Annotated in this window: 16 protein-coding genes and 1 pseudogene; 6 read left to right on the top strand and 11 right to left on the bottom strand. The window is 37.8% G+C overall.

The genetic code is table 11. From position 1 onward, the window contains the following. Positions 1-88: 88 nt before the first annotated feature. The 4 genes from J2Y40_RS09750 to J2Y40_RS09735 are packed head-to-tail and all read left to right on the top strand — an operon-like array spanning position 89 to position 3,178. The gene (locus J2Y40_RS09750; protein ID WP_153397208.1) at positions 89-847 is read left to right on the top strand and encodes a type III pantothenate kinase; all 759 of its coding nucleotides are present in this window, start codon (positions 89-91) and stop codon (positions 845-847) included. A gap of 19 nt (positions 848-866) precedes the next feature. Next, positions 867-1,403 (top strand): GNAT family N-acetyltransferase, encoded by a 537-nt coding sequence (locus J2Y40_RS09745; RefSeq protein WP_309998671.1) that lies wholly within the window; start codon positions 867-869, stop codon positions 1,401-1,403. A 51-nt stretch (positions 1,404-1,454) separates the two neighbouring features. Then, positions 1,455-2,027, top strand: coding sequence for a hypothetical protein (locus J2Y40_RS09740; protein WP_153397212.1), 573 nt, complete (start codon positions 1,455-1,457; stop codon positions 2,025-2,027). Next, positions 2,027-3,178 carry a hypothetical protein gene (locus tag J2Y40_RS09735; RefSeq protein WP_309998669.1) on the top strand — a complete coding sequence of 384 codons (1,152 nt, stop codon included), beginning with the start codon at positions 2,027-2,029 and terminating at the stop codon, positions 3,176-3,178. The genes J2Y40_RS09740 and J2Y40_RS09735 overlap by 1 nt, the downstream gene beginning before the upstream one ends. 132 nt (positions 3,179-3,310) lie before the next feature. On the opposite strand, the gene J2Y40_RS09730 is transcribed toward J2Y40_RS09735, so the two are convergent. From J2Y40_RS09730 to J2Y40_RS09690, 9 genes are all read right to left on the bottom strand, one after another. Beyond that, complete coding sequence (locus tag J2Y40_RS09730; protein ID WP_153397216.1) at positions 3,311-3,742, bottom strand: nucleoside deaminase; 432 nt, start codon at positions 3,740-3,742, stop codon at positions 3,311-3,313. Positions 3,743-3,747: 5 nt separating this feature from the next. Further along, positions 3,748-4,371: a hypothetical protein gene (locus J2Y40_RS09725; RefSeq protein WP_309998667.1), complete on the bottom strand. Its 624-nt coding sequence runs from the start codon at positions 4,369-4,371 to the stop codon at positions 3,748-3,750. A gap of 55 nt (positions 4,372-4,426) precedes the next feature. Continuing rightward, on the bottom strand, positions 4,427-5,347 hold the full coding sequence (locus J2Y40_RS09720; RefSeq protein ID WP_153397218.1) for a YafY family protein: 921 nt from the start codon (positions 5,345-5,347) through the stop codon (positions 4,427-4,429). A gap of 176 nt (positions 5,348-5,523) precedes the next feature. After that, positions 5,524-6,117 carry a hypothetical protein gene (locus tag J2Y40_RS09715; RefSeq protein ID WP_153397220.1) on the bottom strand — a complete coding sequence of 198 codons (594 nt, stop codon included), beginning with the start codon at positions 6,115-6,117 and terminating at the stop codon, positions 5,524-5,526. Positions 6,118-6,130: 13 nt separating this feature from the next. Continuing rightward, a complete protein-coding gene (locus J2Y40_RS09710) occupies positions 6,131-6,538 on the bottom strand; it encodes an SMI1/KNR4 family protein (RefSeq protein ID WP_309998665.1) in 408 nt (135 codons plus the stop codon). Positions 6,539-6,764: 226 nt separating this feature from the next. Beyond that, positions 6,765-7,331, bottom strand: coding sequence for a hypothetical protein (locus tag J2Y40_RS09705; protein WP_153397224.1), 567 nt, complete (start codon positions 7,329-7,331; stop codon positions 6,765-6,767). 249 nt (positions 7,332-7,580) lie between these two features. Continuing rightward, entirely contained in the window at positions 7,581-7,754 is a 174-nt protein-coding gene (locus J2Y40_RS09700) for a hypothetical protein (RefSeq protein WP_153397226.1), read from the bottom strand. A 173-nt stretch (positions 7,755-7,927) separates the two neighbouring features. Then, on the bottom strand, positions 7,928-8,965 hold the full coding sequence (locus J2Y40_RS09695) for a patatin-like phospholipase family protein (RefSeq protein ID WP_153397228.1): 1,038 nt from the start codon (positions 8,963-8,965) through the stop codon (positions 7,928-7,930). A 184-nt stretch (positions 8,966-9,149) separates the two neighbouring features. After that, positions 9,150-9,650: a M15 family metallopeptidase gene (locus J2Y40_RS09690; protein ID WP_153397230.1), complete on the bottom strand. Its 501-nt coding sequence runs from the start codon at positions 9,648-9,650 to the stop codon at positions 9,150-9,152. 184 nt (positions 9,651-9,834) lie between these two features. Between J2Y40_RS09690 and J2Y40_RS09685 the strand changes: the two genes are divergently transcribed. After that, complete coding sequence (locus J2Y40_RS09685; RefSeq protein WP_153397232.1) at positions 9,835-11,418, top strand: Na+/H+ antiporter; 1,584 nt, start codon at positions 9,835-9,837, stop codon at positions 11,416-11,418. A 284-nt stretch (positions 11,419-11,702) separates the two neighbouring features. Here the strand turns inward: J2Y40_RS09685 and J2Y40_RS09680 are convergent, their stop codons facing one another. Both J2Y40_RS09680 and J2Y40_RS23980 read right to left on the bottom strand, forming a co-directional pair. Next, on the bottom strand, positions 11,703-12,233 hold the full coding sequence (locus J2Y40_RS09680) for an META domain-containing protein (RefSeq protein WP_309998660.1): 531 nt from the start codon (positions 12,231-12,233) through the stop codon (positions 11,703-11,705). Between the two features lie 113 nt (positions 12,234-12,346). After that, positions 12,347-12,479, bottom strand: a pseudogene (locus tag J2Y40_RS23980) (IS1595 family transposase); the annotation flags it as partial. Between the two features lie 16 nt (positions 12,480-12,495). On the opposite strand from J2Y40_RS23980, the gene J2Y40_RS09675 reads away from it, so the two are divergent. After that, positions 12,496-13,773, top strand: coding sequence for a Y-family DNA polymerase (locus J2Y40_RS09675; RefSeq protein ID WP_153397236.1), 1,278 nt, complete (start codon positions 12,496-12,498; stop codon positions 13,771-13,773). The last annotated feature ends 45 nt before the right edge of the window (positions 13,774-13,818 follow it).

Here is a 13,818-nt window from a genome sequence, read left to right as displayed (position 1 = left end):
AAATTAATAGAAATATCGAACAGATTTTTAAGCAGAAAGCCTTATTTTTACAATCCTTTTTTTAACCCGTAACTGTTTAGAAAATCAAATGAATTCAATCGTCATCAACGTAGGAAACAGCAATATAAGATTCGGACTTTTTAACGGAGACAACTGTGATATTTCATGGGTGATCAATACCAAACCGTACAGAACGGCAGATGAGCTGTATGTACAGATGCTGATGCTGTATCAGACGTATAAAATAGAACCACAGGACATCAGTAAGGTGATCATAGGATCTGTAGTTCCCCAGCTTACCAAAGTGATCAGTTCGGCAATTAAAAAAATCCATGGAATTCTTCCGGTTATTGTAGACCGGACCACCCCTTCGGGAGTACAGGCCAAATCCAAACAGATGGGAACCGATATTTATGCCAACCTTGTAGCGGCCCATAATATGTATCCGAACAGAAAGAAGATTGTAATTGATTTCGGAACAGCGCTCACGGCAAGCTGTGTGGCAGAAACAGGAGAAACATTAGGCGTAATTATTGCCCCGGGAATTGTAACCTCCCTGAACTCCCTGATCAGCCATACCGCCCAGCTCCCTGAAATTGAACTGAAAAAGCCCAAATCTGTACTGGGACTGGATACGGTAACCTGCATGCAGAGCGGAATGGTTTACGGGTTCCTGGGAATGGTCGAAGGCTTTATAGACCGTATCAATGATGAGGTGAATGATGACTGCTTTGTTGTAGCAACCGGAGGCGTTTCTCATGTTTATAAACCTCTGACTGAAAAGATCCATGTCATGGACAGGCTGCATACTCTGAAAGGACTTTATTTCTTAGGAAAAGACCTTTAGTTATAAATAAAAACCTATCATGAAAAAACTCAATGAATTCCCGGAAATAGAAACAGAAAGGCTTGTTCTTTCAAAACTGAAAGAAGAGGATCTTGATCTTGTCACGGAATATCTTCAGGATCGGATTTTTTCAGATCTTACCTCTAATATTCCGTTTCCTTACACAAGAAAGAATGCCGAATTCTGGCTGAAAATGTCTGAAGAAGCATTTGATAGGAATACAGGTTATACATTTGCTGTCCGTAATAAAGAAAGGCAGATCATAGGAGCTATCGGCCTTCACGATAGGGATGGTGATAAAGCAGAGCTGGGTTATTGGATGGGAAGGCCTTTCTGGAACAAAGGCTACATTACAGAAGCTGCAAAAGCGTTGATTGAGTTCGGATTTAAGGAACTGCAGTTTAATAAGATTTATGCGACTTATTTCCTTCATAACCAGGCCTCCGGAAGGATTATGGAAAAAATAGGCATGGAGCAGGAAGCACTTTTGAAACAGCACCTTAAAAAGGATGATGAATATTTCGATGTGATGATGTATTCCATCTTCAGAAAATAATTCTGATTTTAACTTTTTATGGAAGAAGGAATCCAATCTTAAAATATTTCCATGAAAATAATTTACTCGTTGTTTGCTCTCATCACCAGTATTACTTCTTTTTCACAAACAAAGCTGATTGCTTTTAAAAGCCATAGTGGAGGTACTGAAAACTTTACCAAAGCGGTTTCGGAAGACCTTTTCGATGCCAATTTTTCTAATCTCGGCGCTGCACCTCAAAAATTTGTAAAGGATGCAAGGCTCGATTCTGTGATTATTCTTAATGATAATGAAGCCATTCTGGTGACCAGCTCTTCCGATAAATTGGTACCCAAAGACAGGAGAGATAGCAGAAAAGTATGGACACCGGGAAGAGAGATCGTGAATAAACCTCTTTTTTCAAAAAAAAATATAGACAGTGTAAAACAGGTTCTGAAAAGAGATTATTTCTTCGTTAATGACGTAGACAGTGTTGTTTTTGTGGAATATGATAAAAAAAATAAAACCTATAAGCCGATAAAACCTGCCGCAGTAAAACCTGCCAAAGAAAAGTCTGAAAAAACTCCGAGAGGTCTTTTATTGGGAGTACTGATGATTTCCGGAATTTCCGGATTATACAACTGGAAGAAAAATAAAAAGAAATAATGAGCGATAAGCTTATCAGCTGGGCAGGAACTTTTTTTCTGCTTTTCATATTTTTTTTTCCGCTGGATTTTCTGGGGGATTTTCAGAGGGAAATTACCGTTTTTCTATTCGGTGATCTTACAGAATGGATAGCAAATATTGTTTTCGGATTGGAAAATGTCAGAATTGATTTTTCTTCGGATAGTATTTCTATGCTTGTTTTCATAGGAATTCTACTGGTACTGTCATTGGGTATCACAACGTTGGTCAGCCCGAAATATATTCAAAAGGTTCTCTCTTTTTCTAAAGAAGCAATCGTTGTATATCTGGCTGTAGTTCTGATGAAATATGGCTTTGATAAAGTTTTTAAAGCCCAGTTTTATCTTCCGGAACCCAATATTCTTTATTCCCGCTTTGGAAATCTGGATCGGGATATCCTCTTCTGGAGCACGATGGGAGTTTCCCGGTCTTATTCTGTATGGACCGGTGGGATAGAACTTCTGGCAGCACTTCTGATTCTTATTTATCGTACAAGAGTTCTGGGATTGCTGATTGCTGTTGGTATTTTCATCAATATAGTAGCGATCAATATCGGGTTTGATATTTCTGTAAAGCTATTCTCCCTGATTTTACTATTGATGACGGTTTTTGCCTTGAAAGATGACTGGATTCCGATTTTCCATTTTTTAGTGTTGAAGAAAGAAACAAAGCTAAATGAAACCCGGGATGTACAGGGAATGTTGCGGCCGCTGGGTGTATTTATTAAAACTGCTTTTCTTGGATCATCATTGGTCCTCATCTTGTTTCCCTACATCAGCTCCGGGAATTATAATGATGATATATCAGAAAGGCCTTCTATTCATGGTGGTTTTAAAAATACAGATGAAAATTCAGATCTGCAGTATATTTTCTTTCATCGTAATCATTACCTGATTCTGATGGATAAAAAAGAACAGATGAGAGATTTTCATTATGCTTCAGGCCCTAGAGGATTATTTCTTCTTAAAGATGATGATGGTAAAGAAATTCATATGAATATTTCTTACGAAAAAAAAGACAGCCTGATCATTCTTAATTGGGGAAGCGGCGAAATCCGGGCAAAAGAGTTAAACTGGAAGAAAATGAATGCTTTACGGCCTCTTTTTCACACCGTAATAGAAAAAGTAGAGTAGAATATGGATGAGGTAAACTCCGGCTATACCGGAAAACTTTTCTATTGAGTAGAAAATTCTTACAATAAATCTTCAGCTGTTTTCAGGCTGCAGGAACTTCCACCTTCCAGCCACCATCTTCCTTACCCTTGTTTATCTTTTGCTTTTGAAAAACTCTTTAACAATCGCAGAGCATTCGTTTTCCATAATTCCGATTACCATTTCCGTTTTGGGATGGAGGGTGAGGTGTTTATTGATGAAGCCGCGTTGTTCGTCTCTTGCTCCAATCACTACTTTGGAGATTTGTGACCATGCAAGGGCGCCTGAGCACATCACACAAGGTTCAAGGGTGACGTAAAGCGTACAGTTTTTCAGATATTTTCCTCCAAGAAAATTGGCTGCTGAAGTGATCGCCTGCATTTCTGCGTGGGCTGTAACATCGTTTAATGTTTCAGTAAGATTATGAGCTCTTGCTATGATGCGGTTGTTGGAAACAATCACACATCCGATGGGAACCTCATCTTTTTCCAGGGCGGTTTCTGCTTCCTGAAGCGCCATCTTCATATAATATTCGTCGGTAAACATAGATTTTATTCAAGAGTTAAAGTTAAAGGAAGCTTGAAACGGTACCTCACAGGATCTCCTTTAACAAAAGCCGGGGAAAACTTTTCAGCAACAGAGTAGAGCGCAATTTCTGCCTGCCTGTTGAAGGTGAAATTATCACCCTGAGCGTGAACATTGCTGATGCTTCCGTCCTTTTCTACAATAAAAGCAACATTGGTTTTTACGGTTTTCGTTTCGGTATAAACACCCTCTGTATAAAAGAGATCAGCCACTTCCTGTCTCAGGATATTAATCCCGCCGGGATAATTTGCGGCTTTTTCAACGTCTGTGGGTTTGTCAGAATTGTTATCAGATAAATGCTTCTGCTTACCGATTCCCTGGAGATCTTCCATGTTTCTTACTTTCAACAAAGCGCCGATGAGTGCAATGTTTTCAATGCTGTCCATCTTTTTCATGAAAAGCTTATAGTCACTTTTAATGCCGGCTTTTACAAAAGTATTCGTCTCTGAATCAAACTTCTTTTTAAATTCTGAATTCAACATCATCCTGTGCTGATTATAGTAGCTCTTCACGAGTCTGAATTCTTCTTTCTGCTGTGCAAAGCAAAATGAAGAAATAATACAGCAGAGAGAGAGTAATAATGCTTTCAAGATGGGTATATTTATGTAAATATAACTAAAAAATATGAGATGAAATGATTATTGATCAGCTTTCAAGATAGCGGTTCAGGGACTCCTGAAGATGGGTGCGGATGTCATCAACTAAACATTTCGGTTCTAAAACGGTTACCTCTTTTCCATAAGAAAGAATTTCCTGCATAAAATCATAAGTAGGGTGGAGAAAGAACTCAAAATAGATCTCTTCCGGTGTTTCTTTGGTTTCTTTCTGCGACTGGTGAAGCGGGAAGCTCCTGATGTATTCTCCCTGATGGCGGCTGCATTTTAAGACAATACTCTGGGGGTTCTGTTCTGCAAGATTCATCACACCAAAAGCATTTTTGAAATGTTCTCTGAAGTTGTAGTTGTATTTTTCCCTGAATTTGTTTTTGCTTACATCAAGATAATTAACTCTGTCCAGCCCAAATGACTTTAGCATTTTATCTTTCGTATCCATCGCAATCAGGTACCATCTGTCTTTAGATTCCTTTAAAGCAAGAGGATGAACCTTGCGGGAGGTCATCAGTTTATTTTTGTAGTTGTAATGCTCAAAACTAACCACTCTTTTATTGCGGATGGCGAAGAACAGATCATAAAAGTGCTCAATTCCGGTAGGTTTTCTGCTTTCGAAAAAGATAAAATCTGAAAAATCAGGATGAAGGTTTAAGGCATTGCTTACCTGGAAAGATTCCAGCAGTTTTTGGTTGTATTCATCCACTTCCATGATGGGGCGGCTTTCTATATAATAACGGTTGTCGCCTTTTTTCTTGTTGTGGATAGAAAGGTTAAAAAGATCGGATATCTCACGGATGTCGCGCTGAAGGGTACGGATGGAGTAGCTTTTGATCTCCGCATCCTGAAATTCAAAAGAGTTCAGAAGGTATGCTTCCAGCTGAGGGTAGGTAGCAGGAGAGCTTTCTAATCTTTTGATGATTAAGGCATATCTTGTCAGATAAAAATCTTTTTTCATGAGTTTATTTTTAAGGTTTTGCTTACTCTGTAATCGTTAGAAAACGTGTTAACAGAACGGGCTTAATGGCTAAAGTTCTATGTAACAAAGATATGTGCTTAATGCGACAAAACGTGTCGTATTTTATTTTTTGTGAATGAGATTTAAGACTTTTTCTTACAAGTTTTGGCTAAATCCTACAGATCTATTTTTTTCTCTACTGGTGCAGCATGAGGATTTCCTGATTCAAAGTCCATTGTTGTTGTGAAAATCGTTTTTGTAAAAGGTAAGAAATCTCCGCTTTCTACATCCAGATAGCGCAATTGTGAAATACCAAAAAGGCAGGATTCGTTTTCGTATAAGGATATTTTTACAGTCAGATATTTTTTACCATTATATTCAAAATAATGATCAAAACGTTCAAAAATTGCAGAGAATCTAAAAAAATGAATGCCAAAATCCCTTTTCTCATATTCTTCCTTTTGAAGGAAATCGGGAGGAGAGAGGATAAACCTTTCGCTGGCGTCCGGATTACAGATAATAAGTTTGGTTTTGTCCACTCTGCTAATAAAAGCAATGCCATTGAAGTCAGGACAAGGCATATGCCCAACCAATTCTGTAGAGTACATATATTTTCTGTTATTATATTTCCATATGATTACAGATTGATAGTGGTAAAAATCTCCCGGAAATGTAAGGATGTTTTTTTTAGGGTCTTCATAAAAGTTTCTGTCAAACTTAAAATAATTGTGATGGTAATTTAAAGTAAAGCTTTCAATATAATTGATCATTCAGTTTATTGTTTTAAAGTTCTTCAATAGAGTCTATGGCTAAAAAATCTTCCAGATTCCGGTTATAGAATACAGGTTCCATTTCATCATACCGGAAAAGAAAGATGGATCCGTTTTTGCTCCCGTTTCCTGTATAAATACAAATGATATGACCAATTGGCGTAGTGGCAAAAGGAAGATATTCCCGGGGAATGTGCTGCTCCGTAATCTGAAAACTGTCTATACTTTCTTCCATCCGGGAGTTTCCATACTTTATGCTGTCTAAATCATAGGAGTTTTCCCCGGATTCCAGAACACCGCCGTTATATTTTAAATAGAGCTTTTTTAGATTTTCGGGCATAGTGAAGCCGAATTGTTTTTCAATATGCTCTATATCTTCTGTGGTAACAGGTTGTTCCTGTTCTGTGATTTTGGTTTTCATTTTCATTATGGTTTTAGTGTGGAAATTGATATGAAATCAAGAACAAATCCTTCATTTTCCAGCATTTTGATTATTTCATTCTTTTTTTCATGAACAATGATTATCGTAATCTGATTAAGATTTCTGTAATCGTCTAAATAAGGGAGGATTTCTTCAAATAATAACATCCATACTTCTTAATATAGACAATGCTTTTAAGATTATAATTTTCATAAAAACAGATCATTTATTTTATTTCATAAACGGTCATTTTTCCATCTTCATTATCCTCCCGGCTGTTATAGTACTCGTTAAATATAAAAAGTTCAGGAATTTTGTCATTATTGATGTCCATGCTGTTAAAGGTAATCCAATCCATAGATTCATAGTGGCGGACCGGTAATTTTATTTCGTTATATCCTTTTTTGTACAGAAAATAATCTTCGCCTTTTTTTCTGATCTGATAATCTTTTGTATCCCGGTTAACAGCCTTATCAGAATATTTTTTAAAGTCCAGATTCATTAGCTCCGACTGGAATTTATAAGTCTTGAACATCTTTGTTGAATCATTTTTTTTAATTAAAGGCAGAATATCCTGGTTATCGTTCAGGAAAACTCCGTTTTTCCAGACTTTAAGATGAGTATCATCCTGATAGATGCAAAATAGGCTGTCATTGGTATATGCTTTTGCATCATCACCATACGTCTGCTCTGTGAAAATCTTATTAATTTTCAATGGCTTGGGAAGCTCTGTGATATTCTCTTTTTTACATCCGATCAATATAAACAGCAAAAAAATGAATGGATATCTCATGGTTTTATTTTAGTCTGTGGAATATTACAAAAAAAACCGCAACTTTTGGTGTTGCGGCTGAATAAAATGTTCATGGTTTCCTGTATCAGAAATACAGGTTTATCTATCAATTATTAAACACGGTTCCGGCTGCTCATCATTTTGTGATTGGTGATTTCAAAGGTGTATTGGCTGTTTAATGAGACTGTTATAGGCATTGCGAGAGATTGCAAAGAGCGATGAACAGCGCCGGAACCTGTTGTGTTAAAATTATCTGGGTGCATCTTCTTCAAGAATATCTTCTTCAAAATCTTCCTTAAAAAAATGTTCAATGTCATTGAGATAGTTTTCATAATCCATCTCTGCATGTTCGATGTCGCTCCATTCTATGGTATAGAGATCGGTATCGAAAGCGGTATCCGGGTTGTGATCTGGTGTTTCCATGTTGGGTGCTTTAAGGTTTAGCGGGCATATTTCAGGTTGTCCCGTATAAATTGATGTTGAATTCAAAGGCTTTTAAAAGTTTTAAATGATTATTTTTTTGTCTTTGTTGATGCTTCAAAGATATCCGTGGAAAGCGACAAAACTTGACGCATTAAAAATCTTTTTTACTTTTTTTATATTTTATTTCTGATCAGTTTTTGTACAATCTGATTGAGGCTTTCACGGTTGTCATCAATATAACTTAATCCCGCCTGGATTAGATTTTCAATATTGGACCTCTTTACATTATCCATTGCAGGAGAAGCATTTTTTAAAGATGGATTCAGACGGTAATAATTCTTCTGATTCCTCATTCCTAATGTCTGAAACATCTGGCCTAGCTGATAATCTACAGTTTCTGCATTGGCAGACATTAAAATATCAATGATAGGATTTACCCAGCCAATCTTCCCGGCTTTCTCCATTTTCTTAAAAGAATACGGTCTCGCCTCAATTCCTGTTCCTATAGAAACAATGATCATATCGTTTACGGTTGGATGATTGGCTTTCTGATGGTTTTTCAGAACCTCTGCGAAAGGAATTTTCCTTGCTTCGGCATAAGCACAGAGTGCAGGATTGTTGGCAAACATTCCTCCGTCAATCAAACTGAAAATCTGCCCGTACATCGATTTTATCTGTACTGGTCTGAAATAAGTAGGAGCAGCAGAAGTCGCTCTACAAACGTCTTTTACATAAAAATTATCTGTGCTCAGATGAGCCTCCCACGAATTAAAAAGCTTGGCTCTTCTGTTCTCTATATCATAGCTGGTGATTAAACATGGTTTTATAAATTCTTTAAGCTCAAGGTGTCCAAAAAAGTCATTCAGGTTTTTTTCAAGCGCTTCCTGGGAGATCTTTTCGTTCAGCAGGCCAAAAGGATTGACCAGCTTTTCCCAAAAAGAGACCTGAAATATATCTCCGCCCTTCTCAGCATATAATTCTAATCCTTTCTGAATAGAATATTTTGCCTTCCGGTGCTCATCAGGACATAAAATAATAGAAGCGATCAGCCCTCCGGTACTGCTTCCGGCTACCAGATCAAAATAATCACCGAGCCGGGCACCCGGGTTGTCATAATGCTGGAGCTGTTCCTCTATGTAACGCAGAATAATACAGGTAATAATTCCTCTTATTCCGCCTCCGTCCAAAGAAAGAATGGTGGTCTTTTTCATGATGTTTGGTTGGTTTTTTTTAATAACAGGTCCTGAGATAACTAAAACCAACAATCTGCCGATGAAAGCTGATGCTGGTTTTAGTATTGAGATCTCAGGTAACTAACATTTTCCTATGAAACAAAGGTAGACCGGGGAAGCGACAGAACTTGTCGTATTTTATTCAATTTCAAATAAAAGAAAATTAAAAAATCACATATTGCTGTTGGTCCTTTGCCATTTTAGAAAGGTTTCTCCAACTGGTTTTTACCATACCTTTCTTGGTTTGAATATTCTTTTTCTCAAAATGAGGGAGGTCTTTAAAGGTTTTCCAGTTTCCGCCCCAATCCCAGCCGTGTCTGGCGAAAATTTTTACACATTCGTACCAGTCGGCAACCTTGTCATTATCCCAGTCTTTAGCCGTGTCCCAGCTTGCCGTTTTCCCGTCAATCATCAGGCAGATGTCTACAGCGAGTCCGTAATTGTGAATACTTTGGCCGGCTTTAGCATTGGTTACCTTTTTTCCGGAAGTAATCCTTCCGATAGCATACAGCCTTTCCTGTTCTTCCATAGACCTCAGTCCCTGCGTAATTCTTACTTTAGCCCTGCCGGTAAGGGCTTCGTCACATTCTCTAATGATCTGTCTTACTTCTTCTCTTACTTCCGGGTGAAGCTTATTGATTCTTTCTGATGTTACTTTATCCATGAGTTTATTATTATAAAACAAAAGTATAGACGGTAGGCGACAGGACTTGACGTGTTTTAATTGAATTCTGAAATTTTTTATCCGGAAATCCGATTACATAAAAAAATAGTAGAAAAAATGATCTCTAAATTTTTAAAAATCAAATAGAAGTGGTAAATATGAAAGATAGAAAACATAATACCGAATGCACACGATCTTACCTTTTTTGCTGGCTATGGTGGCTGCAATTGTTTTGTTGAATATGTGGGCTGCCAGACTGAAAATTGCTTATCCGATTTTACTGGTTGTATTCGGCCTGCTGGTCAGCTTTGTACCCGGTCTTCCGGCTGTAAAGATCAATCCGGATCTTATCTTTTTTATTTTTCTGCCACCTCTGTTATTTGAAGCTGCATGGACAATCTCTTTCAAAGAAATGAAAAGATGGTGGCGGATTATCGGAAGTTTTGCTTTTCTGGTGGTCTTTTTCACTGCGTTTACGGTAGCCATAACCGCTAATTATTTTATTCCTGGCTTTACCATTGCACTAGGATTCCTGTTAGGCGGAATTGTATCTCCTCCTGATGCGGTGAGTACGGGAGCTATTATGAAATTTGTGAAAATTCCCAACACTACATCAGCAATTCTGGAAGGCGAAAGTCTGTTGAATGATGCTTCTTCACTGATTATCTTCCGCTTTGCACTGGTTGCTGTAGGGACAGGGCAGTTTGTATGGCAGGATGCGTCTCTGGATTTTTTATGGATGGTGCTGGGAGGACCTGTTATTGGGTTAGCGCTTGCCTGGATTTTTGTACAGGCTCATAAACGGCTTCCTACAGACGCTTCATCAGATATTGCGCTTACGTTGATTGAACCGTACCTCATGTACTGGGTAGCAGAGCAGTTTCATTGTTCCGGGGTGTTGGGAGTAGTATTCGGAGGGCTGTATATGTCGAATAAGCGAATGATTTTCTTAAACAGTACCAGCCGTATAAGAGGATACAGTGTCTGGGAAAGTTTTGTGTTTATCCTGAATGGAATTGTCTTTTTACTCATTGGGCTGGAGCTTCCTGAAATTGTAGGCGGCTTGCGCTCAGAAGGGATTCCCCTGAAGACAGCTATTCAATATGGAGTTCTGGTAACGGGAATTCTTATCGCAGCACGGATCGTAAGTTCTTATGCAGCCATGATTGCTACTCTTGTTTTCAGACCCGGTGTTGCTCCAAGAGCATCTTCTACCAAAAGGCGTTTGATGATGCCGCTTGTACTGGGTTGGACCGGTATGAGAGGGGTAGTATCACTGGCTGCAGCGCTGGCTATTCCTATTACCCTTGAAAATGGTCTTCCTTTTCCCAACAGAAACCTTATTCTGTTCATTACTTTTGTAGTCATACTGCTTACTCTTCTGGTGCAGGGGCTTACCCTTCCTTATGTAATCAGATATCTGCGCCCTTTTGATGATTTTATCAATGAAGAAAAAGAAAATCAGGCCAGACAGGAGATCAAGCAGAAGTTGAGGCAGCATGTTTATCATTTCCTGAAAAATAAACATGAAAATGGACTGAACAGCCATGCCGGAATAGAGCGGATGCTGAAACACTGGGAAGAAAAAAATAAAGCTGATGAAACAGAATGGATGAATGAGAAAACCAAGGCCGTTTTCATTGAAATGCTGGAAAGTCAGAGACGGTTTCTTTCAGAACTCAACAAAGATCTGTCGATTGATGAAGAATTGATACGCCATCAGCTGTATCAGATTGATCTGGAAGAAGAGCGGATAAAGATGATTTAGCCCCATTGCAGACGGATATAACCCTGAAAGAGAACTGAATTTTCGAAAAGTAGCATTTACTTTTGGTAAGAAAGTTCTAACATCCATCGTTTTTTGAGATTAAACATTTTAATTAACAAAATTCATTGTAAGAACAAATTTCCAAACTACAACTAGAATCAAAACCGATATCGGTCCAGCCTCCAAACATATTATTCATCATCTTTTCTACGGATACACATATTAAGTTTTAAACAAAAAAATCCTCTGAAAAGAGGATTTTAAAAATTAAATTTTTATAATAATTATTTTTTGATTGCAAATTTAGCAACTACAGTTTTTCCCTTTTGAAGCTGTAACATATCACCTTCAATCGTATAACTATCTGTGCTTTTTAAAGCTGCAATAAATTCATTTTCCATTTTAGTTTGGTCGCAAGCCACTTCTGTGCTATTAACATTGGCGAACAATAATTTCCCCGCTTCAACTATTTGATAATCTCCTTCTACAGTATTACAACCTGTAAATCCAGAAAATCTTGCTAATCCAGAATCTAAAGAAATGAAATAATCTTTATCTGTATTGTTTGTTACAGCGGCTCCATTTAATTCTGATAAAACCCATTTGTTTTCAGATATTGACAATTTTCCGGTTGCTGGATCGATTGTACCTGCAGGTTTTTCTGCTGATGCAGTGTTAGCACCATCAACCGTAGTTTCTTTTTTAATTGCTGTAGTGTCGTTTGTTGTGTTTGCATCAACATTTGTAGTTTGGTCTTTTTTGCAGCTTGTCATCATCACTAATGCAAGAGATGAAATAAGATAGACTTTTTTCATGGTAAATTAATTTAAGTTTTTTTTAAATTTGTATCGCAAATGTAATATTAATAATAGTTTTAACGATATAATTTTCAATTTTTATTGCTTTTTAATGTATATCTGTTTTTCAATCATACTCCTGTAATGGCCGCTATTACTAATCTGTCGAAGATTTTGTCGCCAAAATAAGGGCGATTTAGCTTATAAACGATTTCATTGAGAAAGCTGAAGATTTCTTCTTTTAAAATGATAATTTTGTATTAGATATTCACCATCCGTTATGTATGCTCTGGTAGATTGCAATAATTTTTTTGTTTCCTGCGAAAGGACTCTGGATCCTAAGCTTGAAGGCAAACCCGTTGTGGTTCTTTCCAACAACGACGGTTGCGTGGTGTCCAGAAGTAAAGAGGCACAGGATTTGGGAATTCCAATGGCAGCACCCGCTTTTAAATATAAAGAGCTTTTTAAAGAACATGATGTAAAAAGCTTTTCTGCTAAATTTGAACTGTATAATTTTAAAAGTCAGGAAGTCATTGGGGTCGCAACATCGTATGTTGATGTAAAAGATTTTGAAGTATACAGCATCGATGAACTCTTTTTAGATCTGACGAGTTTTAAATATGTTAACCTATATGATTATTGCCTGAAGATTAAAAACGAGATTAAAGAAAAAGTGCATATTCCGGTAAGTATTGGCATTGCTCCTACTAAAACCTTGTGCAAAGTTGCCAACCGGATTGTAAAAAAATATACCGATCAATTTGAAGGAGTTTATATTCTGGATACTCCTGAAAAAATTGAAAAAGCTTTGAAATGGCTTCCGATAGGGGATGTCTGGGGAATAGGGCGGAGACTTTCTGCCAAAATGCACGACAGCGGCGTCTATAAAGCCTGGGATCTGCTTCAGAAACCTGAAATCTGGGTACGAAAGATCATGGGAATTCACGGAGTAAGAATGATTAATGAGTTGAAAGGAATCCGCCAGCTGGAGCTGGATACACCATCTCCTAAAAAATCAATTGCGGTTACCCGGAGTTTCATGGAAATGCTTACCAAAAAGGAAGAAGTCCGCGAAAGGGTAGAGACTTTTGGAATGTATTGTTCGGAAAGGCTTCGTAAGCAGAATACCTGCTGTAAAATGGTCACGGTTTTTGTACAGACCAACCGTTTCAGAAAAGATCTCCCCGAATACAGGAACGCCATGACACGAATTCTTCCCAATCCTACCAATTCCTCCATTCTGATAGGAAGGGTAGTCAATGAATTGTTTGAAGCGATTTACAGAGAGGGGTTTCACTATAAAAGAGCCGGAGTAATTGTCAATGACTTTGTTCCCGAAAATGAGAGACTGATCAGCCTTTTTGAAGAAGATACCCAGAACCAGCACCTTCCGGTGATGAAAGCGATGGATGCTATGAACAGAAAATTCGGAAAAGATAAAGTCCGCCTCGGAAGTATGAGCGGGGAAAATACATTCGGCCGTGCAAAACTATCTCCGGAGTATGAGGCTTTTCTAAAGAACAATACTCTGCCTGAAGCGAACTTCAGATTCCATTGATTATTTAGTTACGTTTTTTCTAGATCAATGATCTGAAGAAAAATA

Source organism: Chryseobacterium sp. 2987 (genome assembly GCF_031456375.1).
Taxonomy (GTDB): domain Bacteria; phylum Bacteroidota; class Bacteroidia; order Flavobacteriales; family Weeksellaceae; genus Chryseobacterium; species Chryseobacterium vaccae.
This window is presented reverse-complemented; position numbering and strand designations above follow the sequence as displayed.